The 25,483-nt window shown below is 69.4% G+C and carries 24 protein-coding genes, 1 pseudogene and 1 riboswitch; of the genes and pseudogenes, 19 read left to right on the top strand and 6 right to left on the bottom strand.

Annotation, left to right across the window (positions count from 1 at the left end; all coding sequences use genetic code 11):
• The first annotated feature begins 4 nt into the window (after positions 1-4).
• The 4 genes from SBI80_RS02390 to SBI80_RS02405 are packed head-to-tail and all read left to right on the top strand — an operon-like array spanning position 5 to position 1,957.
• Positions 5-412, top strand: a complete 408-nt coding sequence (locus SBI80_RS02390; protein ID WP_318972822.1) for a roadblock/LC7 domain-containing protein — start codon at positions 5-7, stop codon at positions 410-412.
• A 6-nt stretch (positions 413-418) separates the two neighbouring features.
• Positions 419-808, top strand: coding sequence for a DUF742 domain-containing protein (locus SBI80_RS02395; RefSeq protein WP_318972823.1), 390 nt, complete (start codon positions 419-421; stop codon positions 806-808).
• Entirely contained in the window at positions 789-1,391 is a 603-nt protein-coding gene (locus SBI80_RS02400; RefSeq protein WP_318972824.1) for a GTP-binding protein, read from the top strand. The genes SBI80_RS02395 and SBI80_RS02400 overlap by 20 nt, the downstream gene beginning before the upstream one ends.
• Before the next feature lie 2 nt (positions 1,392-1,393).
• Positions 1,394-1,957: a pentapeptide repeat-containing protein gene (locus tag SBI80_RS02405; protein WP_318972825.1), complete on the top strand. Its 564-nt coding sequence runs from the start codon at positions 1,394-1,396 to the stop codon at positions 1,955-1,957.
• Positions 1,958-1,993: 36 nt separating this feature from the next.
• Here the strand turns inward: SBI80_RS02405 and SBI80_RS02410 are convergent, their stop codons facing one another.
• Positions 1,994-4,621, bottom strand: a complete 2,628-nt coding sequence (locus SBI80_RS02410) for an FHA domain-containing protein (RefSeq protein ID WP_318972826.1) — start codon at positions 4,619-4,621, stop codon at positions 1,994-1,996.
• Positions 4,622-4,872: 251 nt separating this feature from the next.
• Between SBI80_RS02410 and SBI80_RS02415 the strand changes: the two genes are divergently transcribed.
• On the top strand, positions 4,873-5,379 hold the full coding sequence (locus SBI80_RS02415; protein WP_318972827.1) for a hypothetical protein: 507 nt from the start codon (positions 4,873-4,875) through the stop codon (positions 5,377-5,379).
• Between the two features lie 99 nt (positions 5,380-5,478).
• Positions 5,479-6,051, top strand: coding sequence for a hypothetical protein (locus SBI80_RS02420; RefSeq protein WP_318972828.1), 573 nt, complete (start codon positions 5,479-5,481; stop codon positions 6,049-6,051).
• Here SBI80_RS02420 and SBI80_RS02425 read toward each other — a convergent pair.
• Entirely contained in the window at positions 6,042-7,268 is a 1,227-nt protein-coding gene (locus SBI80_RS02425) for an NADH:flavin oxidoreductase (RefSeq protein WP_318972829.1), read from the bottom strand. The genes SBI80_RS02420 and SBI80_RS02425 overlap by 10 nt on opposite strands.
• A gap of 124 nt (positions 7,269-7,392) precedes the next feature.
• Between SBI80_RS02425 and SBI80_RS02430 the strand changes: the two genes are divergently transcribed.
• On the top strand, positions 7,393-8,247 hold the full coding sequence (locus SBI80_RS02430) for a bifunctional methylenetetrahydrofolate dehydrogenase/methenyltetrahydrofolate cyclohydrolase (RefSeq protein ID WP_318972830.1): 855 nt from the start codon (positions 7,393-7,395) through the stop codon (positions 8,245-8,247).
• The gene (locus SBI80_RS02435; RefSeq protein ID WP_318972831.1) at positions 8,244-8,537 is read left to right on the top strand and encodes a DUF3017 domain-containing protein; all 294 of its coding nucleotides are present in this window, start codon (positions 8,244-8,246) and stop codon (positions 8,535-8,537) included. The genes SBI80_RS02430 and SBI80_RS02435 overlap by 4 nt, the downstream gene beginning before the upstream one ends.
• Here SBI80_RS02435 and SBI80_RS02440 read toward each other — a convergent pair.
• Positions 8,534-9,985, bottom strand: coding sequence for an aromatic amino acid lyase (locus tag SBI80_RS02440; RefSeq protein ID WP_318972832.1), 1,452 nt, complete (start codon positions 9,983-9,985; stop codon positions 8,534-8,536). The genes SBI80_RS02435 and SBI80_RS02440 overlap by 4 nt on opposite strands.
• A gap of 160 nt (positions 9,986-10,145) precedes the next feature.
• Here SBI80_RS02440 and SBI80_RS02445 point away from each other — a divergent pair, with 160 nt between their 5' ends.
• The 11 genes and pseudogenes from SBI80_RS02445 (at position 10,146) to SBI80_RS02495 (ending at position 21,929) form a co-directional block, all read left to right on the top strand.
• Complete coding sequence (locus tag SBI80_RS02445) at positions 10,146-10,826, top strand: IclR family transcriptional regulator (protein ID WP_318972833.1); 681 nt, start codon at positions 10,146-10,148, stop codon at positions 10,824-10,826.
• On the top strand, positions 10,823-11,938 hold the full coding sequence (locus SBI80_RS02450) for an ABC transporter ATP-binding protein (protein WP_318972834.1): 1,116 nt from the start codon (positions 10,823-10,825) through the stop codon (positions 11,936-11,938). Before SBI80_RS02445 ends, SBI80_RS02450 begins: the two co-directional genes overlap by 4 nt.
• Positions 11,935-12,579, top strand: coding sequence for an ABC transporter permease (locus SBI80_RS02455; protein ID WP_318972835.1), 645 nt, complete (start codon positions 11,935-11,937; stop codon positions 12,577-12,579). The genes SBI80_RS02450 and SBI80_RS02455 overlap by 4 nt, the downstream gene beginning before the upstream one ends.
• Positions 12,580-12,581: 2 nt before the next feature.
• Positions 12,582-13,301 (top strand): ABC transporter permease, encoded by a 720-nt coding sequence (locus tag SBI80_RS02460; RefSeq protein ID WP_413232652.1) that lies wholly within the window; start codon positions 12,582-12,584, stop codon positions 13,299-13,301.
• A 35-nt stretch (positions 13,302-13,336) separates the two neighbouring features.
• On the top strand, positions 13,337-14,260 hold the full coding sequence (locus tag SBI80_RS02465; RefSeq protein WP_318972837.1) for an ABC transporter substrate-binding protein: 924 nt from the start codon (positions 13,337-13,339) through the stop codon (positions 14,258-14,260).
• 27 nt (positions 14,261-14,287) lie between these two features.
• Positions 14,288-15,973 (top strand): annotated as a pseudogene (hutU, locus tag SBI80_RS02470) (urocanate hydratase).
• Positions 15,970-17,208, top strand: a complete 1,239-nt coding sequence (locus tag SBI80_RS02475) for an allantoate amidohydrolase (RefSeq protein ID WP_318972838.1) — start codon at positions 15,970-15,972, stop codon at positions 17,206-17,208. The pseudogene hutU and the gene SBI80_RS02475 overlap by 4 nt, the downstream one beginning before the upstream one ends.
• Positions 17,205-18,557, top strand: a complete 1,353-nt coding sequence (locus SBI80_RS02480) for a formimidoylglutamate deiminase (RefSeq protein ID WP_318972839.1) — start codon at positions 17,205-17,207, stop codon at positions 18,555-18,557. Before SBI80_RS02475 ends, SBI80_RS02480 begins: the two co-directional genes overlap by 4 nt.
• On the top strand, positions 18,554-19,735 hold the full coding sequence (gene hutI, locus SBI80_RS02485; RefSeq protein ID WP_318972840.1) for an imidazolonepropionase: 1,182 nt from the start codon (positions 18,554-18,556) through the stop codon (positions 19,733-19,735). Before SBI80_RS02480 ends, hutI begins: the two co-directional genes overlap by 4 nt.
• A gap of 57 nt (positions 19,736-19,792) precedes the next feature.
• Positions 19,793-20,428 carry a TetR/AcrR family transcriptional regulator gene (locus tag SBI80_RS02490; RefSeq protein ID WP_318972841.1) on the top strand — a complete coding sequence of 212 codons (636 nt, stop codon included), beginning with the start codon at positions 19,793-19,795 and terminating at the stop codon, positions 20,426-20,428.
• Positions 20,421-21,929, top strand: coding sequence for an FAD-dependent monooxygenase (locus tag SBI80_RS02495; RefSeq protein WP_318972842.1), 1,509 nt, complete (start codon positions 20,421-20,423; stop codon positions 21,927-21,929). Before SBI80_RS02490 ends, SBI80_RS02495 begins: the two co-directional genes overlap by 8 nt.
• Before the next feature lie 20 nt (positions 21,930-21,949).
• On the opposite strand, the gene SBI80_RS02500 is transcribed toward SBI80_RS02495, so the two are convergent.
• From SBI80_RS02500 to SBI80_RS02510, 3 genes are read right to left on the bottom strand one after another with little or no spacing between them, the layout of a single operon-like run.
• A complete protein-coding gene (locus SBI80_RS02500; protein WP_318972843.1) occupies positions 21,950-22,687 on the bottom strand; it encodes a class I SAM-dependent methyltransferase in 738 nt (245 codons plus the stop codon).
• Positions 22,684-23,805 (bottom strand): homoserine O-acetyltransferase MetX, encoded by a 1,122-nt coding sequence (gene metX, locus SBI80_RS02505; RefSeq protein ID WP_318973649.1) that lies wholly within the window; start codon positions 23,803-23,805, stop codon positions 22,684-22,686. Before metX ends, SBI80_RS02500 begins: the two co-directional genes overlap by 4 nt.
• Positions 23,806-23,822: 17 nt before the next feature.
• Positions 23,823-25,157 (bottom strand): bifunctional o-acetylhomoserine/o-acetylserine sulfhydrylase, encoded by a 1,335-nt coding sequence (locus tag SBI80_RS02510; RefSeq protein WP_318972844.1) that lies wholly within the window; start codon positions 25,155-25,157, stop codon positions 23,823-23,825.
• Positions 25,158-25,293: 136 nt separating this feature from the next.
• A riboswitch (SAM riboswitch) is annotated at positions 25,294-25,414 on the bottom strand.
• Positions 25,415-25,483: the final 69 nt, after the last annotated feature.

Here is a 25,483-nt window from a genome sequence, read left to right on the forward strand (position 1 = left end):
GAGAATGACCCGCCCCACCCAGCGTGACTCCCTCGACTGGCTGGTCTCCAGGTTCGCCGGCGAGGTCGCGGGTGTCTCGCACGCCATCTTGGTGTCCGCCGACGGGCTGCTGATGGCGGCCAGCCAGCACATGCCGACCGAGCGGGCCGACCAGCTCGCGGCCGTGGCGTCGGGACTGGCCAGCCTGTCGACCGGGGCGGCCCAGCTCTTCGACGGCGGGTACGTGCTGCAGTCGGTCGTGGAGATGGAGAACGGCTACCTGTTGCTCATGCGGGTCGGTGACGGATCGAACCTCGCCACGCTGGCGACGCGGTCGTGTGACATCGGGCAGATCGGCTACGAGATGGCGATTCTGGTGGAACGCGTCGGCACCGTCATCCAGTCGGGCCGCCGCACGGCGCAGCGCTCGTGAGCCGCCATGGACCATCCGCCGCGTGACGTCTGGGAGCCCCGCGAGCCCCTCGACGAGGCCAGCCTGGTCCGTCCCTACACACTGACCGCGGGCCGCACGGCCTCGAGCGTCCACCTCCCGCTGGAGGCACCCATCCGGACGCTGCGCCACCCATCCGCCCACGACTGGCCCGGCGGCGACGTCCGTGCCAGGATCCTCGGGCTGGGGGCCGACGGACCGTCGGTGGCCGAGATCGCCGCCCGGCTGGAGCTACCGCTCGGTGTCGCGCGTGTACTGATCGGCGATCTCGTGGAGCAGGGTTATCTTCGAGTGGACGCCACCCTTGGCGCGTCGGTGAGCACCGACGAACGACGAGAACTCATCGGAAGGACGCTGCGTGGCCTACGGGCACTCTGACGGGCGCTCGAGCGCTACGACTGAAGGGCGCTCCAGCGCCACGAAGATCGTCATCTCCGGGGGTTTCGGCGCCGGCAAGACGACCTTCGTCGGCGCGGTCTCGGAGATCATGCCGCTGCGCACCGAGGCCATCGTCACCAACGCCTCGCGGGGAGTCGACGGCCTCGACGCCACGCCCAACAAGAACACCACCACGGTCGCGATGGACTTCGGTCGGATCACCCTTGCCGACGACCTGGTTCTGTACCTATTCGGTACGCCCGGTCAGCGACGGTTCTGGTTCATGTGGGACGACCTGGTGCGCGGGGCGATCGGCGCCATCATCCTCGTCGACGTCCGCCGACTGCAGGACAGCTTCGCCGCCGTCGACTTCTTCGAGGCCCGCCGGCTCCCGTTCCTCATCGCGGTCAACGAGTTCGACGGCGGCCCGACGTACCCGGCCGACGCGGTGCGCAAGGCGCTGGCACTGCGCGATCAGGTCCCGGTGGTGACCGTCGATGCCCGCGACCGGCAGTCCGCGCGGGCGGCGTTGATCGCCATCACCGAGTACGCGCTGATGAACCTCAGCTCGCTGCCCGGTTGACGGTGAGCGGCTTCGACCAGGAGTGGGTAGACCGTGAGTTCACCGGTCACGACTTCCGCGATGACGACCTGAGCCGGTTGCGCACCGAGCGCGTCGTCTTCACCGACTGCGACTTCAGCGGCGTCAACCTGACCGAGTCAGAGCACCAGGGCTCGGCGTTCCGCAACTGCACGTTCCGGCGGACGTCCCTGATGCACGGCGTGTTCCGCCACTGCACGCTGCTGGGCTCGGTGTTCACCGAATGCCGGCTGCGGCCGCTCACGATGGTCGAGGTCGACCTCACCCTGGCCGTGCTCGGCGGCTGCGACCTGCGGGGCATCGACCTTTCCGACTGTCGGCTGCGTGAAGTGAGCCTGGTCGAGGCGGACCTGCGCAAGGCGGTGTTGCGCAGGACCGACCTGCGCGGCGCGCGAACGCAGAACGTTCGCCTCGACGAGGCCGATCTGCGCGGAGCGCTCGTCGACCCGACGTTCTGGACCACGGCGAAGGTCCGCGGCGCGAAGATCGACATTGGCCAGGCGCTCGCCTACGCCGCCGCGCAGGGGTTGGACGTCCACGGCGAGTAGGAGAGCGTCTGTTCGCGGGGAGAAGGAGGGCGGGGGTCAGCCGCCCTTGAGCCGGATCTTGAACCGGACGAAGCTGAGGTAGCCGACGCAGATTGCCGCCTGAAAGCCCATGTTGGTCCACCAGGTGGCCGCGGCGTGCTTCCAGTGCGAGTCCTGCGGTGTCAGCGGACCCGGCACCAGTCGCAACAGGTCGATCGTCGACGCCGTGGAGGCGAAACCCCACCGCGCCGGGGTCACCCACGACATCTGGTCGAGCACGATGCGGCCGGTCACCGGGATCATGCCGCCCTGGAACACCAGCTGGCTCATGATCGCGATCACCAGCAGCGGCATGATCTGCTCGCTCGTCTTGGCCAGGGCCGAGAGGGCCAGACCGACCATGGCGGCTCCGACACAACAGGCCGCGACGTCGACGTACAGTTCGAGGGAGCGGTTGGGGATCACCACGCCGCTGCTGACCGCGCCTGGACCCCAGCCCTTACCGATGACGTTGATGGCGACCACGACCGCGGACTGCAGCAGCGCGAAACCGGCGAAGACGACGACCTTCGCGAGGATGTAGGCCGTGGTGGACAAGCCGACGGCCTGCTCGCGCAGGAAGATCGCCCGCTCTCCGATGAGCGCCCGGATCGTCAGCGCGGTACCCATGAAGATGGCGCCAACGTTGAGCAGCACCAGGATCTGGCCCGGTTCGTTGGGCGCCGCGCCGCCCTCCAGCGCGGTCTTCGGGACGCCGAAGCCAACGTCGCCCGGCACCGACAGCGACAGCGCCCCCATGATGAACGGCAGGAACGCCAGGAACAGGAAGTAGCCGCGATCGGAGACGATCAGCCGCATCTGGCGACGAGCGATCGTGGAGAACTGCTTGGGCACGCTAGTGCGCGTCGGCGATCCGAGGTCCTGGGGCGCCTGGGTGGCAGGTGGTGGGGGCGGCGGGCCGTGGCGCTCGAGGTAGCGGCGCTTGGCGCTCTCGGGATCGCCCGCGACCGTGCTGAAGATGTCGGCCCAGTTGGTGGTGCCGAGCTCGGGTCCGATCATGTTCGGCGGCCCGCAGAACGCGGTCTTGCCGCCGGGTGCCAGCAGCAGCACCTGATCGCAGACGTCCAGGTAGGTCAGCGAGTGCGTCACCACGAGCACCACGCGACCCGCGTCGGCGAGCTGGCGCAGCATCGTCATCACCTGGCGGTCCAGTGCCGGGTCCAGGCCCGAGGTGGGTTCGTCCAGGATGAGCAGCGATGGCCCGGTCAGCAGCTCCAGGGCCACCGACGCCCGCTTGCGCTGACCACCCGAGAGCTTGTCGACCCGGGTGTCGAGGTGCTTGGTCATCTCGAGCTCTTCGAGCACCTCGTTGACGACCTGTTCGCGGTCGGCCCGGTTGGTGTCGGGGGGCAGCCGGAGCTCGGCGGCGTACATCAACGCCTGTCGGACGGTGAGCTCACCGTGCACCACGTCGTCCTGGGGCACCATCCCGATTCGGGAGCGGAGCGAGGCGTATTCGGCGTGGACGTCGTGACCCTCGAAGGCCACCTGGCCCGTCGTCGGGTGGGTGTAGCCCGCCACCAGTCGCGCGAACGTCGACTTGCCAGCGCCGGACGGCCCGATGACGGCGGTCAGGGTGCCGGGTCGCGCGGTCAGCGAGATGTTGTCCAGCAGCGTCTTGTTGCCCTCGATGGTCCAGGTGACGCCGTAAACGTCCAGGCCACCGGTCCGGGTGGCGACGTCGGTCTCGTTGCGGCGGGCCAGGGTGCCGCCGGTGAAGACGAGGTCGATGTTGCCGATCGTGACCACGTCGCCGTCGTGCAATGTCGTGGTCTCGACGCGCTGACCGTTGACGAACGTGCCGTTGATGCTGCGGTTGTCGACGATCTGCGTGCCACCGGGGCCTGGCACCAGCGTGGCGTGGTGCCGTGACGCCAGGACGTCGGGAACGACGATGTCGTTGTCGGTGGCGCGACCGATCTTGATGCCACCGGCGGGGACGTCCGGCCGGCCCGGGCGCAGGATCTTGAGCATGCTGGTCGCGAGGTTGCCGTCGCTGGACCGGGGCGCTGCCGTCGGCCCCATCTGGGTGGCGGTCGGATCCAGGCTGGCGCTGGACAGCGGCTGGGCGGCGGGCTGCGGTGCGCTGACCGGCCGGTAGCTCTGCGGGCCGCTGGTTGGCGCAGGGCCCGACGGATACATCGGCTGCGGCCGCGACGTCGGCTGGTGCGGTGGGGGCGGATAAGCCGGCTGTGACCTGGACGGCGGCGGCTGGGTGCGCGGGTAGCCCGTCGACGGAGGAGTGCTGGGCCAGGACGTGCTCTGGCGGGCGATCGGCACCTGTGCGGTCTGCGGCGGCGTACCCGCCGAACCCTGGTGCCGGCCCACCTCGAAGGTGAGGCGGGGGCCGTCCGGGTTGCCGATGTTGACGGCCATGCCATCGGTGATGTCGGCCATGGGCACGCGCTGACCGTTGACGAAGAGGCCGTTGAGGCTGCCGTTGTCGATGGCGATCCAGCGGCCCTGGTCGAACCGCAGCAGGAGGTGCGCCCGGGAGATCAGCGGGTGGGCGACACGGACGTCGGCACGCAGGTCACGCCCTACGACGACGTCGTTGCCTGGGGAGAAGGTGCGGGGTGAGCCGTCGTAGCGCACGGTGAGTGCGGGAGGGGCAGGTCGCGTCATCGAGACCAACTCTATCGGTATCGACCCCGCGAGCGAGGGAGGCGCTGGACGCACCGGGCACGGGTCGGGGCGCCGTTCGGGGCCGGCGGGGGTGCACTTCGTTGCGGGGCAAATCGTGGAGGGGTTCGACCCGCCGCGCGCCGGACGTCTTCGCGCGTGCGGTCGCCGCGCCAGGTCTCGGACCGTTAACGGTTTGCTACGCAATCGGCCACGCTCTGGTGGTTGCGCGATCTGCATGGTCTTCTTGGTGAATGACTGCGACGCGTACCGTTCTCGGGCGGTCTCGGACCATGGGTTGCGCGATGGTGGCCGGACTGTTCGTGGCCGCGGCGGGCTGGTCCGGCGCGGCTACCGGTCTTGGTTTGCCCACGGCCTGGGCGAAGCCTCCGACGGTGCCGACGGACGGCCGGGGATACGTCGATTCGCCGGCGCGGTGCGGGCCCAACCAGACTGCCGTCGTGGTGGGACGGACCACGCTGTCGCTGGTCGCGATCTGCACCGACGGTCGGGGGAATTACGAATACCGTGGCATGCGGCTGAGCGACGAGGCCGTTCTGGTGCTGCCGGCCACGTCGCTGACCAACGGCTGCTTCGGCGCGCGCAGCGACGCCGTCTCGTACACGGTGTCCGAGCACAAACTGCTGCTGATGACCGGTATGCGGGTGCTGCGCGACGAGACGATGGTCGAATTTCGCGACTACCGCATCTCGCCACTGGCGCCCGTCGCACAGGAGGCGGCCAACCAACGGATCCGCTGAACCGGCGACGCGCGTTCTCCGTGCCGCCCCAACACCCCGCTGCGATGCGACGATGTCCGGGAGTCGGAAGAGTCGCACGCCGAACGAGGGGTTGGTTTCGTGAATTGGTCGCACCTGCGGGCGGGTCTGTCTGCGGCAGGGCTCGCCACGTTCGTCGCCGCGGGCGTCGTGGTCGCCACGATGCCGGCCGCGTCGGCCGAACCGCCCGCCAGTGACGAGCGCGGGTTCGTGGACTCCACGGCCCGGTGCGCCCCGCCGAGCAAGGCCGTCGCCTTCGGCTACACGGCGAGCTCGCGGGTGGCGATCTGCAAGGACGACTCATCGGGCCAGTTCCAGTACCGGGGTGTGCGGGTCAGCGACGGCGCGCGACTGATCCTGGTTGCCACGTCGAGCGATCGCGGTTACGTCGCCGAGAACGACGGCATCACCTACACGGTGACCTCGAGCGCGCTGATCGTCAGCTCCGGCGGTGAGCAGATTCGCAAGGAGCCGATGATCGACTTCCACGGCTCGGCGCCGGGATCTTCGTCCTCGGGAACCTCCGGAGCCTCGGGAACGTCCGGATCGTCGACGACGAGCACCGCGCCCACCCAGCCGAGCGCGGTGCCGGTCACCCCGACGCCGACGACGCCGCTACCGCCGCCGCTGCCCGCCGAGGTGGGTCACGGCTGACGGCCGGCCGAACCCACGGTGAGCGGCGCGCCCGTCAGCACGCAGTGGGTCTGGCTGTAGATCGTCGCCATGCACTTGTTGCAGTGCGTGCACAGCGAACCCACCGGATGGGCGGGGTCGGAGTCCCTGATTCGGTTGACCAGATCGGGTTCGGCCAGCACGGCGCGGCCCATGGCCACGAAGTCGAAGCCCTCCGCCATCGCGAGGTCCATCGTCGCGCGACTGGTGATGCCGCCCAACAGGATCAGCGGCATGCTGAGCTCGGCCCGGAACTGCTTGGCCTGCTCCAGCAGGTAGGCCTCGCGGTAGGGGTACTCGCGGAGGAACTTCTTGCCGGTCAGGCGTAGACCCCAGCTCAGCGGCGGCTTGAAGGCCGCGGCGAACTCCTTGATGGGGGCGTCGCCGCGGAACAGGTACAGCGGGTTGAGCAGTGAGCTGCCCGCCGTGAGCTCCAGGGCGTCCAGTCCGCCGTCCTCCTCGAGCCACCTCGCCGTCTGCAGCGACTCGTCCAGCGAGATGCCGCCGCGGACGCCGTCGGACATGTTGAGCTTGGCCGTCACCGCGATCCGGTCGCCCACCTCCGCCCGGACGGCCCGCACCAGCCCGCGGGCCACCTTGGCGCGGTTGCGGAGCGACCCGCCGAACTCGTCGGTGCGACGGTTGATCAGCGGGCTGAGGAACGAGCTGGCCAGATAGTTGTGTCCGAGGTGGATCTCGACGGCGTCGAAGCCGGACTCGATGGCCAGGCGTGCGGCGTTGGCGTGGGCGGCGGTGATGTCCTCGATGTCGCGACGGGTGGCCTTCCTCGCGAACCGCATGGACAACGGGTTGAAGAAGCGCACCGGTGCGAAGGCCGGCGCCGCGTTGGTGCGGGCGTTCGCGACGGGACCGGCGTGACCGATCTGGGCGCTGATCGCGGCGCCCTCGGCGTGGATCGCGTCGGTCAGGCGACGCAGGCCCGGGACCGCCTCGGGGCGCATCCAGAGCTGCCAGCCATCCGTACGGCCACCGGGGGTCACCGCACAGTAGGCGACGGTCGTCATGCCGATGCCGCCCGCGGCCGGTAGCCGGTGATAGTTGATCAGATCGTCGGTGACCAGGGCATCGGGCGTCGACGCCTCGAACGTCGCCGCCTTGATGATGCGGTTGCGCAGCGTCACCGGCCCGAGCTTGGCCTCGCCAAACACATCGGTGAACACTCTTGGGCTGGTGTTCATTGCCGCAGCTGACCACGGTCGGGGGCGAGGTGTCAACGGTGGGGTCACGAGCTCGGGTGCCAGAATGGTGGACCAGGTGAGCGCAAGACGCTCCAGGTGAGCGAAGCGACGGGAGTACGACTGCGTGGGTGCGATGACGTTGGACGGCAAGGCGACGCGCGACGAGATCTTCGTCGACCTCAAGCAGCGGGTGGCGGCGTTGACGGCCGCGGGCCGCACGCCCGGTCTCGGCACCGTCCTGGTCGGTGACGACCCGGGGTCGCAGGCCTATGTCAGGGGCAAGCACGCCGACTGCGCGAAGGTGGGCATCGACTCGATCCGCCGTGACCTGCCGGCCGACATCAGCCAGGCCGCGCTGAACGAGACCATCGACGAGCTGAACGCCAACCCCGAGTGCACCGGTTACATCGTGCAGCTACCGCTGCCCAAGCACCTAGACGAGAACGCGGCGCTCGAACGCATCGACCCGGCCAAGGACGCCGATGGCCTGCACCCGACGAACCTCGGCAAGCTGGTGCTCAACGAGCCCGCGCCGCTGCCGTGCACGCCGCGGGGCATCGTGCACCTGCTGCGGCGGTTCGAGGTGGAGATCGCCGGCGCCCGGGTCGCCATCATCGGGCGAGGGGTCACGGTCGGCCGGCCGCTCGGGTTGCTGCTGACCCGGCGCTCGGAGAATGCCACGGTCACGTTGTGCCACACCGCAACTCGCCATCTGCCCGAGCTCACGCGCGAGGCCGACATCATCATCGCCGCGGTCGGCGTGCCGCACATGGTGACTCCCGACATGGTCAAGCCAGGGGCCGCGGTCGTCGACGTCGGCGTCAGCCGTGACGAGGCAGGCAAGCTGGTCGGTGACGTGCATCCCGGGGTGTGGGACGTCGCCGGTCACGTGTCACCCAATCCCGGCGGGGTCGGTCCACTGACGCGGGCCTTCCTGCTCACCAACGTAGTCGAACTCGACGAGGCGAAAGTGCGGTGACACCAAGCCAATTCGCGCACAAGGTGTTCGCGAAGCAGTGGCCCATCCTGACCGTCGGGTTGTTCCTGCTGGCGGCCTTCGCCCTGGTGGTGGGTGGCTACTGGCGTCGCGGCGCGCTGGTGCTGGCAATCGGCGTCGGTGTGGCGGCGGCCATGCGATTGACGCTGGCCGACGATCGCGCCGGCCTGCTGGTGGTCCGGTCGCGCACCATCGACGTGGCCACCACCGCGACGGTCAGTGCGGCGCTCGTCTACATCGCGCTGACGATCGACCCGCTGGGCACCAGCTAGCGCGGGGGCGCCGCGATGAGGCGCCCGAGTTCGTCGAGAACGGTTTCCGCAGTGGCGAGGTCGCCTCGAAGATCACGGTCCTCCTCGTCGCCCGGAAGGTCGGCGGCAAGCGCGAGGGCGCGTCCGAGCACTCCGCCGAACCGATCCACGATTCCCCGCTGTCGCAGCAGCCGTACCGCACCGACCAGTTCGCAGCACAGCAGGACGCGATAAGCGGCGACCGACCGCTCCAGTTGAAGGATGCCCTGGGATGCGAACGTGGCGTCCTCCTCGGCGCCGCGCGAGAGCACCAGCGTCCCGACCGACGCCGGCTGTGCGGCGTTGCGAATCTCGGCGATCGCGCCCGCCGCGACGTACTCGACCATCATCAGGCCCGAGGAACCCGCCGCGTCGGCCGCGAGGAACGCGTTGCCGCCGTTGGTGTCCGGATCGTTGAGCATCCTGATGCGGGAGTGAGTGATCGGCGCGGTGAGGGCCAGCGCGAGGGTGGCGCCGTCGAGTTCGAGCGACAGCGACGCCTGGTAGAACGCGCCGTGGTGCACCACCTGGTCACCGTCGGCGTCGAACAGCGGGTTCTCCTGCGCGGCGTTCAGCGTCCGCTCCAGTTGCCTGACCAGCGAATGCAGCGACGCGACGACGCTGCCGTGGGCCACCGGATACACCCGCAGGCCGTACGGGTCCTGAATCCTTGCCGGCGGTCCGGTGGGAGCGGCGCCGTCGGCGTAGAGTGACCGCAGCCTGGTCGCGACGGACTCCACCTGAGTGGCGGCCGCCGCCTGAGCGGCGACGGATGAGAACGCCGAGGGATTCCCTTGCAATGCAAGGAAGCTCAGCATGTAGATGACGCTGGACGCGCGCTCGAGCCGGAGCAGCTCGTCAACTGCGAGACTGCCGCGTCCGACCGTGAGCGCGCTGCTGCTCATGAACGGCAGCGCGCTGTCGGCACCCCACTTCGCCATCGGCGCCAGCGGTGCCGAGGCGGGCCGCTCGCCGATCAGGGTCAGTGCGGTGCCGGCCAGCGCGGCGAGATCACCGGTGCCGATCGAGGCGTACTGCAGAACCTCGGGTAGCGCGTCGTCGTTGAGCATCCTGGCCAGGCCGTCGAGGATCGCCGGGTCGAGTCCCGCGCCGGGGACGCACAACTGGATGAGACGGACGGCCAGCATCGACCGTACGGTGCGGTCGGTCAGCGGATCGCCCGCGTCGACCGCGTGACTGCGCAGCAAACGCATCCCGTAGTCCGGGTCGTCGGAGCGAATGGCCGCGAGCCGGTTCGCGCCGACGCCGGTAGTGCGCCCGTAGGTGGGGTGTCGCGCGCTGAGTCCGGCGGCCTCGTCGTGCAGCCGGGCGACGGCCTCGACGACCCCCGCGGGTAGCGAGACCCGCTCGCGCCGGTCGGCGATCGCCACGACGTCGCCGATCCCCATGACCCCGCTCACCTCGATCACGAAGATCCTTTCGTTTTGCACCACGAAACGCGTGCCGCGACCTATCATCGCCGAAGGCTGCGTGTTCCACCAGATGAAATTGAGATTTTACTCAGTAGCAATATCCGAGCGGCCAGGCGAAACACGGCAGACGTAGCCTTCGCCCCGAGAGGAGGTCGTGGTGGCCGATCAAGCAACGCGGACGGTCGAGCGAGCGCTCGCCCTGCTCGCGAGCGTCTGCGATCGCGGCGGGGCGAATCTCGCCGATACCGCGAGGGACTGCGAGCTGGCCCCGAGCACGGCGCTTCGCTTGCTGCGCACGCTGGAGGCCACGGGCTTCGTGCGCAAGGACGATACCGGGACGTACCGGCCGGGAAGCCGGATCATTCAGCTCGGGGCGCAGGCCCTCAGCGACGAGTCGCTGGTCGACCTCGCCGGGCCCGCCATGGACGAACTCGCCACCGAGACCGGCGAGTCGGTGTACCTCAGCGTCGTCGGGCACGCCGCCACCGCCGTCTACATCAACATCGTCGAGGGCACGCACTCGGTGCGGCATGCCAGCTGGGTCGGCAGGACCGTGCCACTGGACACCTCGGCCGCGGGCCACGCCCTGCGGGGCAAGGTGACCGAGGATGGCTACGTCGTCGTCGAGCGCGGCGTGGAGACCGACGTCACCGCGATCGCCTGCCCGGTGTACTCGCAGAGCCGGATCGTCGCCGCGATGAGCCTCGTCATTCCGAGCTACCGGCTGAACGCAGATCAGACGACGCAGTACGGGCGGCTGCTGATCGCGGCCGCAGCGGACGTGTCCGCCCGTCTGAGCAGCCCCACCGAAGCGAACCCTCCAGAAGGATCACGATGATCACATTCAACGACGTGTCCAAGGTGTACCCCGACGGGACCGTGGCGGTCGACGGCCTCGACGTCACGGCACCCAACGGCAAGATCACCGTCCTCGTCGGGCCGTCGGGCTGCGGCAAGACGACCTCCATGCGGATGATCAACCGCCTGATCGAACCGAGCTCGGGGACGATCGAACTCGACGGCGTCGATACCCAGACCCTGGACCGGGTGGCCTTGCGGCGGAGAATCGGATACGTCATTCAGAACGCGGGTCTGTTCCCGCACCGCACGGTCGTCGACAACGTTGCCGCCCTGCCCCGTTTGCTCGGCGGTGGAAGGAAGCAAACCCGTTCGGCGGCAATGGAACTACTCGAACGCGTGGGACTGGATGCAAGATTCGCCCAACGATATCCATGGCAGCTGTCCGGCGGCCAGCAACAACGCGTGGGGGTGGCCCGGGCCTTGGCCACCGATCCACCCTTCCTTCTCATGGACGAACCCTTCAGCGCCGTCGACCCGATCGTCCGAAATCAGTTGCAGGACGAATTCCTTCGCCTTCAGGCCGACATCTCCAAGACCATCGTGATGGTCACCCACGACATCGACGAAGCCCTCAAACTCGGCGACCAGGTCGTGGTGCTGCGCGAAGGCGGGACACTGGCCCAGGCCGCCACGCCAGCCGATCTGCTCGCAGCACCCAAGGACGCCTTCGTCGCCGACTTCGTCGGATCCGCTCGCGGGTACCGGGCGCTGGGCTTCCACACCTGTGACGACTTGCTCGCCCTCGTCGACGAGCCGACCATCCAGGTGGGACAGGGTATCTCGACGATCGGGGTGCCCAACGACAGGTGGGTCCTGGTGGTCGACGCGGCCAACGCGCCGATCGGCTGGGTCGACACCGCCAACCTGCGGGGCGACCGCGTCACCGACGGCGACGTCAACCTCAGCGCCACCTCGGCCCGCAGGAGTGACCCCCTTCGCGATCTGCTCAACTCGGCGCTGTCGAGTCCCAGCGGCCGGTGCGTCGTCACCGACGAGGCGGGCGCGCTGCTCGGCACGGCCACCGACCACGACGTGATCGACGCGATCAAGCGGGCCAAGGACGCTCGCAGCGAAGGGGCTTCGGCATGAACTGGATATCGTCCAACCTCGGTCGCATCGTCGACCTCACGATCAGCCACGCGTGGTTGACCCTGGTGCCGACCGTGATCGGTCTGCTGCTCGCTCTGCCCCTAGGGTGGTGGGCGCACCGGTCCGGGCGCGGGTACGCGGCCATCGTCGGTACGGCGGGTCTGCTGTACACCATTCCCTCGCTGGCGCTGTTCATCATCCTGCCGACGATCCTCGGTACCAAGATTCTCGATCCGGTCAACATCGTCGTCGCACTGACGCTGTACACCCTGGCGCTGCTGGTGCGCGTGGTCGCCGACGGACTCGGTTCGGTGCCCCACGACACGGTGGCCGCCGCCGAGGCGATGGGCTACCGCAGCTGGCAGCGGCTGCTGTTGGTGGAACTGCCCGTCGCGGTACCCGTCATCGCGGCTGGGTTGCGGGTGGCCGTGGTGTCCAACGTCAGCATCGTGACGATGGCTGCGCTGCTTGGCATTCCGCAGCTCGGCTCACTGTTCACCCAGGGGTTCCAACTCCGGCTCTACACGCCGCTGATCACCGGGGTCGTCCTCTGCGTCGTACTGGCCGTGGTGTTCGACGGCATCATCATCTGGGTCAATGAACGCGCCACCCCGTGGCGGCAACGGACGGTGACCTCGTGAACATCTTCGGCTGGCTCACCGACCCCGCGAACTGGACCGGGTCGGACGGCATCCCGATGCAGATCGGCCATCACCTGCTGTACTCCGGGGTCGCCCTGGCGGTGGCCCTGGCGATCGCGGTGCCACTCGGCATCGTGATCGGCTACACCGGCCGCGGCGAGGCGCTGGTCGCCGGATCGGCGAACGCGTTGCGGGCGTTGCCGTCCCTTGGGCTGCTCGTCCTGCTGTTCCTGATCATCTCACCGGTCGTCACCGGTCAACTCGTCTACGTCCTGCCGACCATCGTGGTGCTCGTCCTGCTCGCGGTGCCGCCGATTCTCACCGGCACCTACGCCGGCATCCAGAACGCCGACGCCGACGCGGTGGGCGCCGCCCGTGGGATGGGGTACACCAAGCGACAGATCCTGGTCAGGGTCCAGCTGCCGTGTGCCCTTCCGCTGCTGCTCTCCGGTATCAGGGGTGCCACCCTGCAGATCGTCTCGACGGCCACCATCGCGGCCTACCTCGGTCTGCAGGGACTCGGCCGGTTCATCCTCGACGGCCGTGCGCAGGCCAACTTCAGTGAAATGGCAGGCGGCGCAATCCTCGTCGCCGCACTCGCACTGCTGCTGGAGTTCGGGTTCGCCTGGCTCGGCAGACTCGTCGTGTCACCAGGGCTTCGTCGCTCCGCGAAGAAGTCGTCGAGAGTCCGCACTGATCCCGCCATTCAGGCCGCCGCCTAGGTGCCACCCGGCACCGCCTACCAAGGAGAATCATCATGAAGAGACGCGCCATCCTCTCGGCGTTCGCCCTCACGTCCGTACTCGCCCTCAGCGCGTGTGGCGGCGGGGGATCGAATCCCCTGTCCGGCGACGGAAATGACAAGGGGTCCGCCGGATCCGAGGTGATCATCGGCTCCGCGGACTTCACCGAGAGCCAGCTCATCGCCAGCATCTACTCCCAGGCCCTGCAGGCGAAGGGCGTCAAGGTCAAGGAGCAGTTCAACATTGGCAGCCGCGAGGTCTACATCGCCGCGCTCAAGGACGGCTCGATCGATCTGGTGCCCGAGTACTCCGGTGCGCTGCTGAGCTACCTGGACCCGAAGTCGACAGCGGCGACCACGGAAGCGGTGACCACCGAGCTGACCGGCAAGATGCCCCAGGGACTGTCGCTGCTGACGGCCTCGCCCGCCGAGGACAAGGACGTCGTGGCCGTCACCAAGGCGACCGCCGACAAGTACCAGCTGAAGACGGTGTCGGACCTGGCCCCGCATGCGGGCGAACTCGTCCTGGGCGGTCCACCGGAGTGGAAGACGCGCCAGCAGGGCGTCGTCGGCCTGCGCGACGTGTACGGCCTCAACTTCAAGGACTTCGTCACCCTCGACGCGGGCGGCACTCTGACCATGACGGCACTGACGAACGGTCAGATCCAGGCCGGGGACCTGTTCAGCACCGACCCCGGTCTGAAGACCAACGACCTCGTCGCACTCGCGGACGACAAGTCGCTGTTCGCCGCGGAGAACGTCGTCCCGGTGATCAAGGCGGCCAAGGAGAACGAGACCATCACCAAGACGCTCAACGCCGTGTCGGCGAAGCTCACCACCGATGACCTCATCTCGATGAACGCCGAGGCCGCCACGGGAGCCAACCTCGCCGACATCGCGAAGAAGTGGCTTGCGGGCGCGGGCATCAACGGTTCCTAGGCAATTACGACAAAGGACGTCTCTGACATGAGCACCACCTCTGGGCCCGCCTCCGTCGCCGGTCCCCGTCCCGTCCGTGCCCCGCGCGGAACCGACATCTCCTGCAAGGGCTGGCAACAGGAGGCCGTCCTGCGCATGTTGTGCAACAACCTCGACCCCGAGGTCGCCGAGCACCCCGACGATCTGGTCGTCTACGGCGGGACCGGGCGCGCCGCCCGCAGCTGGCCGGCGTTCGACGCGCTGGTTCGCACCCTTCGCGGTCTCGAGGACGACGAGACCATGCTGGTTCAGTCCGGCAAACCGGTCGGGGTGTTCCGCACCAACGTCTGGGCGCCGCGCGTCCTGATCGCCAACTCCAATCTGGTCGGCGACTGGGCGAATTGGGAGCAGTTCCGCGCGCTGGAGGCGGCAGGTCTGACGATGTACGGCCAGATGACGGCCGGGTCGTGGATCTACATCGGCACCCAGGGCATCCTGCAGGGTACCTACGAGACGTTCGGCGCGATCGCCAAGAAGAAGTTCGGCGGCAGCTTGGCGGGCACCATCACCCTCACCGGTGGTGTCGGTGGCATGGGTGGTGCCCAGCCGCTGGCCATCACGATGAACGAAGGCGTCGCCATCTGCGTCGACGTCGACGAGACCCGCATCGACCGGCGCATCTCCAAGCGCTATCTCGACGTCAAGGCCACCGATCTCGACGATGCGCTCGCCCGTGCCATCGAGGCCCGGGATGCCAAGCGGGCGTTGTCGATCGGCGTCGTCGGCAATGCCGCCGAGATCTTCCCCGCGCTGTTGGAACGCGAGGCTCCGATCGACATCGTCACCGACCAGACCTCCGCGCACGACCCGTTGTCCTACCTGCCGATCGGGATCGACCTCGAGGACATGAAGAAGATGGCCGAGAAGGATCCGGTCTACTTCACCGAGCGGGCGCAGGAGTCGATGGCCAAGCAGGTGGCCGCCATGGTCGGGTTCCTTGACCGGGGCGCCGAGGTCTTCGACTACGGCAACTCGATTCGCGACGAGGCCCGAAAGGCCGGTTACGACCGGGCCTTCGACTTCCCCGGTTTCGTCCCCGCCTACATCCGCCCCCAGTTCGAGGAGGGGCTGGGCCCGTTCCGCTGGGCCGCGCTGTCGGGTGACCCCGCCGACATCGCCGCCACCGACCGGGCGATCCTCGAACTGTTCCCCGACAACGCCCACCTGCGACGGTGGATCACGATGGCCGGTGAACGCGTCGAGTTCGAAGGGCTGCCCGCCCGCATCTGCTGGCTCGGCTACGGCGAACGGCACCGTGCGGGACTGAAGTTCAACGAGATGGTCGCCTCCGGCGAGGTGTCCGCCCCCATCGTCATCGGCCGCGATCACCTGGACTCCGGGTCGGTCGCCTCGCCCTACCGCGAGACCGAGTAAATGCTCGATGGGTCCGACGCGATCGCGGACTGGCCGTTGCTGAACGCCCTGCTCAACACCGCATCCGGTGCCACCTGGGTGTCGATCCACCACGGTGGCGGCGTGGGCATGGGCCGCTCGATCCATGCCGGTCAGGTATCGGTCGCCGACGGCACCGAGCTCGCCGCCCAGAAGCTCGAGCGCGTGCTCACCAACGATCCCGGCATGGGCGTCATCCGGCACACCGACGCCGGGTACGAGCACGCCGCCGCCGTCGCCGCCGAGCGCGGTGTGCGAATCCCGATGCAGGAGAACCAGTGACGGCTACCGTCGGGTCGCGGTTCGACGCGCTGTGGACCCCGATCCTCGACGTCGGGCAGGACACCGGTACGCGCGGCTACCGACGGTATGCCTGGTCGGACGCCGACTTGACGCTGCGCGAGTGGTTTCGCGGCTGTGCCGCCGCACGCGGCATGGACGTCGAGGAGGACCGCAACGGCAACCTGTGGGCATGGTGGCTGCCGCCGGGGTGGACCGGAGAACCGAAGGACGCCTTCGTCACCGGGTCGCATCTGGACTCGGTACCCGACGGCGGCGCATTCGACGGACCGCTGGGCGTCGTGTCGGCGTTCGCGGCCATCGACGTCGTGCGCGACCGCGGTGTGGTTCCCACCATTCCCGTTGCGGTGGCCGCCTTCTCGGATGAGGAGGGCGCCCGCTTCGGGGTGGCCTGCGTGGGTTCCCAGCTGGCCACCGGCGCGCTGAGCGCCGAGCGGGCCCGCGGTTTGCGGGACAACGACGGCGTCACCCTCGCCGAGGCGATGATGGGTGCGGGTCGCGACCCGCAGCACCTCGGTCCCGACGAGAATCTGCTCAGGCGCATCGGTGTCTACGTCGAATTGCACGTCGAACAGGGCCGCGCGCTCGATCTGGTCGACCGGCCGATCGCCGTCGCGTCGGCGATCTGGCCCCACGGCCGCTGGGAGTTCGTCTTCGCCGGCGCGGCCAACCACGCGGGCACCACCAGGCTGGTCGACCGCCGCGATCCGATGCTGGCCTTCGCGTCGTCGGTGCACGCCGCGCGTTCGGCTGCCGCCCGGCACGAGGCCGTCGCCACCTTCGGCAAGGTCCTCGTCTCGCCCAACGGTGCCAACGCGATTCCCTCGCGCGTGCGCGCGTGGCTCGACGCGCGGGCCGCCGACGAACCGACGCTGACCGCACTGGTGGAGCAGATCAGCTCCGAGGCCGGGGAGTTCGCCACCGCCGACGGTATCGACCTGTCCGTCACCGTCGAATCCGTCACGCCCATCGTCGAATTCCCCGAAGGCCCGCGGGCGCGCCTGCAGCGGGCGCTGGCGCGTCTCGGCGACGTCCCCGTGCTGCCCACCCAGGCAGGCCACGACGCTGGCATCCTGTCTGCCAGGGTACCAACGGCAATGTTGTTCGTGCGCAACCCGACCGGCGTCTCGCACTCGCCGGAGGAACATGCCGAGCCCGGTGACTGTCACATCGGTGCCGAAGCGCTCGCGGACGTCCTGATCGAGTGGGCGAGGTGAGCAGCTGGTGGTGTGAGCACGCGTGGTTGGGCGGTGCTGCCGTCGCCGAGCGGGTGCTGATCACGGAGGCCGACGGCCGCATCGTCGCGATCGAGACCGGTGTCGCCGCGCCCCCGCCGTCGCGCCGGCTGCCGGGGCTGGTGGTGCCCGGACTGGCGAACGCGCACTCCCATGCCTTCCACCGGGCGCTGCGCTCGCGCACCCAGCGCGACCGCGGCTCGTTCTGGACCTGGCGGGACCTGATGTACCGCGCGGCGGAGCGGCTCGACCCCGACCGGTACCGCCGGCTCGCCGCGGCGGTGTACGCCGAAATGGTCTGTGCGGGCATCACGTCCGTTGGCGAGTTCCACTATCTTCACCACGGCGCCGAAGGGGTGCGCTATGCCGATCCCAACGAGATGGGCCACGCCTTGATCGCCGCGGCGGCCGAGGCCGGGATCCGGCTCACGCTGCTGGACACCTGCTACCTGAGCGCCGGGGTCGACGGCGCGCCTCTGGCCCCCGGCCCGCAGCAGCGGTTCGGCGACGGCAGCGGGGATGCCTGGGCCGAGCGGGTGGAGGCCCTGCACGCCGCGGCGACCAGCGATCGTGTCATCGTCGGCGCCGCGCTGCATTCCGTGCGCGGTGTGCCGCTGGAGCACATGCCGGCGGTCGTCGGGTGGGCCGGCGCTAACGACGCACCCCTGCACGTGCACTCCTCGGAGCAGACGGCCGAGGTCGACCAGTGCCTCGCGGTGCACGGCGCCACTCCGACGGCCCTGCTGCGCGACGCCGGGGTCCTCGGCCCCCGCACCACCGCCGTGCACGCCACCCACCTGACCGAAGCGGACCTGGCCGATCTCGACCGGACGGCGACCGGCGTGTGCTTCTGTCCCACCACCGAACGGGATCTGGGCGACGGCATCGGCCCGGCCGCGGTGCTGTTGGCCGGCCGCGGGCTCTTCAGTCTGGGATCGGACTCCCACGCGGTCATCGACCTGTTCGAGGAGGCGCGGGCCACCGAGCTCGACGAGCGCCTGGCCCGCCGCGAGCGCGGTGTCCTGACCGCCGATCGCCTCCTGACCGCCGCCACGTGGGACGGTCAGCATGCGCTGGGCTGGACCGACGCCGGCGCGCTGAGTGTCGGTGCGCGGGCGGACTTCGTGGCCGTCGACCTGGAATCGGTGCGCACGGCCGGCGGTGGCGCGACGATCGAGAACGTCGTCTTCGCCGCCACCGCTGCAGACGTCACCGACGTCGTGGTCGATGGCCGGGCCGTCGTGACCGGGCGCAGGCACGGCCGCATCGACGACGTCAGTGGTGAGCTGGCGCTGACGATCTCGGAGCTGATGGGGGAGGACGACCAGTGACCACCACGCTGTACGACGGCATCGGCCAACTCGTCACCAACGATCCCGGCCAGGGGGACGGCAGCCCGCTTGGCATCATCGCCGACGGCGCGATCCTCGTCGAGGGCGACCGCCTCGCATGGGTCGGCGAGGCGCGCCACGCCCCGGAGGCCGATGCACGCACCGACCTCGGTGGTGCGAGCGTGATCCCCGGCTTCGTCGACAGCCACGCCCACCTGGTGTTCGCCGGTGAACGCTCGGCGGAATTCGCCGCGCGGATGAGCGGCCAGCCGTATGCCGCTGGCGGCATCGCCACCACCGTGGCCGCCACCAGGGCTGCCGACGACGCGACCCTGACCAACGGTCTGACTCGACTGGCCGCCGAGCTCGTCCGCGGCGGCATCACGACGTTCGAGACCAAGAGCGGCTACGGCCTGACCGTCGCCGACGAGGCCCGGGCGCTGCGACTGGCCGGTGGGTTCACCGCCGAGACGACGTTCCTCGGCGCGCACGTGGTGCCCGGAGAGTACCGCGACGACCGGGACGCCTACGTCGATCTGGTAGTCGGGCCGATGCTGGCGGCCTGCGCCCCGCTGGCGCGCTGGATCGACGTGTTCTGCGACAGAGGCGCCTTCGACGTCGACGAGGCCAAGACCATCCTGCTGGCCGGCAGGGCAGCGGGCTTGGTGCCGCGCCTGCACGCCGGACAGCTGGAAGAGGGTGCAGGCATCCAGCTCGCGGTCGAGCTGCAGGCGGCTTCGGTGGACCATTGCACCTACGCCTCGGACGCCGACGTCGAAGCGCTCGCCGCCGCGGCCGACACGACGGTGGCGACCCTGCTGCCCGGTGCCGAATTCTCCACGCGCGCAAGGTGGCCGGACGCCAGGAGATTCCTCGACGCGGGTGCGACGGTGGCGCTGGCCACCGATTGCAACCCCGGTTCGTCGTATACCTCGAGCATGGCCTTCTGCATCGCCGTCGCGGTGCGCGACATGTACTTCACGCCGGCGCAGGCGCTGTGGGCGGCGACGGCGGGGGGTGCGGCGGCACTGCGTCACGACGACGTCGGGGTGCTCGCACCCGGTAAGCGCGCCGACTTCGTCGCGCTCGACGCCCCGTCCTACGTACACCTGGCGTACCGGCCGGGCGTGCCGCTGGTCCACCGCGTCGTCGCCGGAGGCGTCGCACTCCTCGGCTAAAGTTTGCCCAGTGGGCAATCTTGCCCACTGGGCAACATTGCGCGTACGGTGGTGCCCGTGACGACGGAACCCTCCCTCGGATTACGCGAACGCAAGAAGGCCGACACCCGGCGGGCGCTCAGCGACGCCGCCCTGCGCCTGGCGCTGGAGCACGGCATCGACCAGGTGACGCGGGAGGCGATCGCCGACTTGGCGGGTGTCTCGGTGCGCACCTTCAACAACTACTTCACCGGCAAGTACGAGGCGATGGCCTACCGCCAGAACGAACGTCTGCGGCGCAGCCTCGACGCCATGCGCGCACGGCCGGCGGACGAGCCGCTGTGGACGTCACTCGCCGAGGCGATGCTCGAGCCGCTTGAGCTGGAATTCGGCGGGAGCGGCGGCGCACCGTCCAGAAGCGAGCTGGCCGAGATACGGAAGCTGTTGATGAACCCGGCGATTCGCAACGCGGTCTCGAAGGATTTGTTCGACGAGTGGATCGACCTGATCGCCGAACGGAGTGGCACCGACGCGACCCGAGACATGTACCCCCGGCTGGTCGCCGCGGTGATGCGAGCGGTGGGGGACACGGCCATGGAGGCCTACGCCACGGCAGATCCGCCGGTGGCCATCACCACCCTCTACCGCGAGGCCCTGGCCGCCGTCGCGGCGGGGCTACCCGAACCTTCACCCGAGAAGGAGCACCATGTCTGATCACGACGTCGTCATCGCCGGGGCGGGACCGAACGGTCTGATGCTGGCCTGCGAGCTCGCGCTCGCGGGGGTGCCCTGCGTGGTGCTGGACGCACAGTCCGTCCCCGGCGAGGAGCCCAAGGCCAACGGTGTGGTGGGGCAGGTGGTGCGGATGCTCGACATGCGCGGGCTCCATCAGACCTTCGGCGGTCCCGACGGTCCGCCAGAGCCCTCGAGCGCTTGGATCTTCGCCGGCATGACGGTGGACTTCGACGGCGTCGAGGACAATCCCATGCACGCCTTGATGATTGCGCAACCACGGCTGGTGCGCCTGCTGGAGAAGCGGGCCCGCGATCTGGGCGTCGACCTCAGGTGGGGCCACGCCCTGAGCTCTCTGACGCCGGGCGCCGACGGCGTCACCCTCGCCGTCGACGCGCCGGACGGCCCCTACCGGTTGGACACCACCTTCCTCGTCGGCGCCGACGGTGGCCGCAGTCTGGTCCGCAAGACCATCGGCGTTGGCTTTCCCGGCGCCACCTCCAACACGGTGACCCGGCTCGCCGACGTCCACCTGCCCGACGAACTGCGCGGCGCGGACGGCGGATACGAGATCCCCGGCTTCGGTCCGCTTCGGCACCGGCACAACCGGCTCGACACGGGCGGGTACGTATTCTTCCAGATCCCTTCGGGCAGAACACTGTTCGCTACCACTGAGGTCGGCAGGCTGGAGCCCGACGCGCCTCCGATGAGCCTAGCGGATCTGCGCGCCAGTGCGCGTCGGGTGTTCGGTGTCGACGTGCCGCTCGAGCCCCCGCGGGGCCCCGGTCCGCACGCGATGCGCCGGATGGACGGCATCAACACCCGGCTGGCCGAGACCTACCGGGTGGGCAACGTGTTGCTGCTCGGCGACGCCGCGCACGTGCACTCGCCGATGGGCGGGCCCGGGCTGAACCTCGGCCTGCAGGACACGGTGAACCTCGGCTGGAAGCTGGCCGCTCGGATCAAGGGCTGGGCACCCGACGGGCTGCTGGACACCTACGAGTCGGAACGCCGACCGGTGGGCGAGCGGGTGATGATGCAGTCGTTGGCCCAGCAGGCGCTGATGACGCCTGGCCCGGAGGTCACTGCGCTGCGGACACTCTTCGGCGAGCTGCTGGATCAGTCGCAGGTACGCGGGCACATGGCTCGGCTGCTCGCCGGCTCGGACGTCCGCTACGACGTCGGCGACTCGCATCCGCTGTCGGGCCTGCTGGCGCCCGAACTGGTGCTCGACGACGGCCGTCGCGTCGCCGAGTTGCTGCACGACGCCCGCCCGGTCCTGATCGACGGGTCCGGCGGCGCGTTCGCGGCCATCGGCACCGGCTGGGCCGACCGCGTGGAGATCGTCACGGCCAGCCCGCTGGACTCACCGGTGACCGGCCTGCTGGTGCGGCCCGACGGATACGTAGCCTGGGCCTCGGAATCTGCCGAGGGACCGGGACTGGCTGCGGCACTGGAGCGTTGGTTCGGTCCGCCATCCTGACCGTGCAGGCGGCGGCAAGCTCACGCCAGCGTCGCCCGCACTCCAACCGTGACGTAGGGCAGTGCCAGGCCCGTCGAGTTCGCCAGCGCCGGGTGCGTCGCCAACAGCTCGCGAACCTGGTCCAGCGTCTTGGTGCGGACCTCGGTAGGGGACGTGATGCAGTAGCTGCGCGAGGCCACCAGATCGATGAGTGCTTGCGGCGTAAGGTAACTCGTCCATTCGACCTGATGGCGTTCCACGTCGGTGAACGGTGCAGGCAGCGTCACGGCTCGCCGGCTCGCCGGATCGTCCTCCTTGCCGATGATGCGGCCCAGATCCTTGACCCAGCCCGACCGCTCGTCGCGAACGTTCCAAACCAGCCCGATGCGCCCGCCGGGACGCAACACCCTGGCGACCTCGCTGACCGCCCGCTCGGGGTCGAACCAATGCCAGGCCTGGGCCACCAGCACGGAGTCGACGCTGGCGTCGGGCAGCGGAATCTCCTCGGCGCTGCCGAGCAGTGCCGGGGTGTCGGGAAGCGACCTGCGGAGCACCTCGAGCATCTCGGGAATGGGATCGACGGCGACGACGTCGAGGCCGCGTTCGACGAGCCGCACGGTCAGCTTGCCCGTGCCTGCACCGAGGTCGAGCACGTCGCGAGCCCCGGGGGGCAACAGCCAGTCGATGGCCTCCGGCGGATAGGACGGCCGGCCGCGCTCATAGGCAGCGGCCTCCTCGCCGAAGGACAGCGAGCGTTCTCGGGACTGCTCAGTGGTCACGTGGATGCGAACTCCAGTGTCTGCCTGATCAATTCGTACACCGCATCGGTCTCGACGAGGAAGCCGTCGTGGCCGAAGTCCGAGTCCACGACGTTGCACCCGCGGCACGTCGGCAGCAGGTCGGCCAACTCCTGCTGAAGCCGCAGCGGGTACAGCCGGTCGGAGGTGATGCCACCGACGATCACCGGCGCCGTGACCCGGCGCAGCGCGGCCGCCAAGCCGCCCCGGCCGCGGCCCACGTCGTGGCTGCTCAGCGCGTCGGTCAACGCGACGTAGGTGCCGGCGTCGAAGCGTCGGGCCAGCTTGCCGCCCTGGTGCTCCAGGTAGCTCTGCACGGCGTAGCGGCCACCCGCGGTCGGATCCTCGGCGCCCTGCGCGTCGTTGCCGAACCGGTCGTCGAGTTCCTTCTCGCCACGGTAGGTCAGGTGCGCGAAGCGCCGCGCGATCTCCATGCCGGTCTCCGGGGAGCGGCCCGTTCCGTAGTAGTCGCCGTTCTGCCAATGCGGGTCGGCCTTGATGGCGGCCACTTGCGTGCACTGGGTGCCGATCTGATCGGCGGTGGCCCTTGCGCCCACGGCGAGAACCAGTGCGGCACGGACGGTTTCGGGATGTCCGACGATCCACTCCAGGGCACGGGCACCGCCCATCGACCCGCCGACGACGGCGGCGACCTCGGTGATGCCCAGCGCCGAGAGTGCAGCCAGATCGGCGTTCACCTGGTCGCGCACGGTGATCGCCGGGAAGCGCGACCCCCACGGCTTGCCATCTGGTGCAAGCGAACTGGGGCCGGTGGAGCCGCGGCACCCGCCCAGCACGTTGGTGGCAATCGCACACCATCGATCGGTGTCGATCGGGGCACCCGGTCCGGCGACGCCGTCCCACCAGCCCGGTGTCGGATGAGCGGGGCCCGCAGGACCGGTGACGTGGGAGTCGCCGGTCAGGGCGTGCAGCACCACGACGGCGTTGTCGCGCTCGGCGGACAGTGCACCCCACCGCTGAAAGGCGATGTGCACCTGGTCGAGGACCGCGCCGGATTCCAGCGTCAGCGAGCCGATGTCCACGACGCCCACGTCGCCTTCGGCGGGCAGTGTCACCGGTGCGGCACCCGGTGCTTCGATGGTCGTCACCTCCGGCCTCACACCGAGACCGTGGCCCGGCGCGCCGCGGCGTGGGCGCTGGCCGCGGCGAAGCCGCGCTCGAGGTCGGCGAGGATGTCGTCGATGCCCTCGATGCCCACCGCGAGGCGCACCAGCCCGGGCGTCACGCCGGTGGCGAGTTGCTCCTCGGGCGAGAGCTGCGCGTGCGTGGTGGAGGCCGGGTGGATCACCAGCGAGCGCACGTCGCCGATGTTGGCGACGTGGCTGTGCAGCACTAGCGCGTTGACGAACGCCTTGCCGGCTTCGACTCCGCCGGCCAGCTCGAACGCAAGGACGGCACCGGTTCCCTTGGGCGCCAGCCGCTTTCCGATCTCGTACCAGGGCGAGCTGGGCAGTCCGGCGTAGTTGACGGACAGGACGCCGTCATGCTCGCTGAGGAACTCGGCGACGCGCTGCGCGTTCTGGACGTGCCGCTCGACCCGCAGGCTCAGCGTCTCGAGGCCCTGGGCGACGAGGAAGGCGTTGAACGGCGCACCCGCCGATCCCAGATCGCGCAGCAGCTGCACGCGCGCCTTGAGGGCGTAGGCGGGCGGTCCCAGCTCGGCGAACACCACGCCGTGATAGCTCGGGTCGGGCGTCGTGAACCCGGGATGGCGGCCCTGCGTCCAGTCGAAAGTGCCGCCGTCGACGATGACGCCGGCGATCGCGGTGCCGTGCCCGCCCAGGTACTTCGTCGCCGAATGGACGACGATGTCCGCGCCGTGGGTGATGGGCTGGATCAGGTACGGGGTGGCGATGGTGTTGTCGACGATCAGCGGGACGCCGTTGTCATGGGCGACCGAGGACACCCCGGGGATGTCGAGGATGTCGATCTTCGGGTTGGAGATGGTCTCGCCGAAGAACGCCTTGGTGTTGGGTCGAACGGCCGCGCGCCAGGAATCCAGGTCGTCGGGATCGTCGACGAACGTGGTCTCGATGCCGAGCTTGGGCAACGTGTAGTGGAACAGGTTGTACGTACCGCCGTAGAGCCGCGGACTGGCCACGATGTGGTCACCGGCACCGGCGAGGTTGAGGATCGCGAAGGTCTCCGCTGCCTGCCCGGAGGACAGGAACAGTGCGGCGACACCGCCTTCGAGGGCGGCGATGCGCTGCTCCACGACGTCCTGGGTGGGGTTCATGATGCGGGTGTAGATGTTGCCCGGCTCGGCGAGGCTGAACAGGGCGGCGGCGTGATCGGTGTCGCGGAACGCATACGACGTGGTCTGGTAGATCGGCAGGGCGCGCGCACCGGTTGCGGTATCGGGGGCCTGGCCGGCGTGCACCTGTTTGGTCTCGAACGCCCAGGTAGCGGACGGATTCGTTGCATCGGTCATGACGGATGTCTCCTGGAAGAGGGGATGGCTGTGCCCAACGGGGCACGAATCAGGTCTGGGGATGGTTCAGCGAGAACTGCACAACGTGGGCCTCCGCATCAGGTTTCCCTGTCTACTCTGGGGGCCCGTCATGGCGGGCCCGCGCTTGCCGTGTAGCCGACTTCGACTACTCAACCTGGTCAATCACCCGGGGCACCCCACCGCGGTTGGAGGGTTGCCGGCCAGCGAGCCGGGGCTTGACGCTGGCACTCATGACCGAAACGAAGCGTATCTCATCACCGCCAGCAGACGAGAAGTGACTACGAATCTTGCTGGTGGGGGCGTCG

This window comes from Mycolicibacterium sichuanense, assembly GCF_033741125.1.
Taxonomy (GTDB): Bacteria; Actinomycetota; Actinomycetes; order Mycobacteriales; family Mycobacteriaceae; genus Mycobacterium.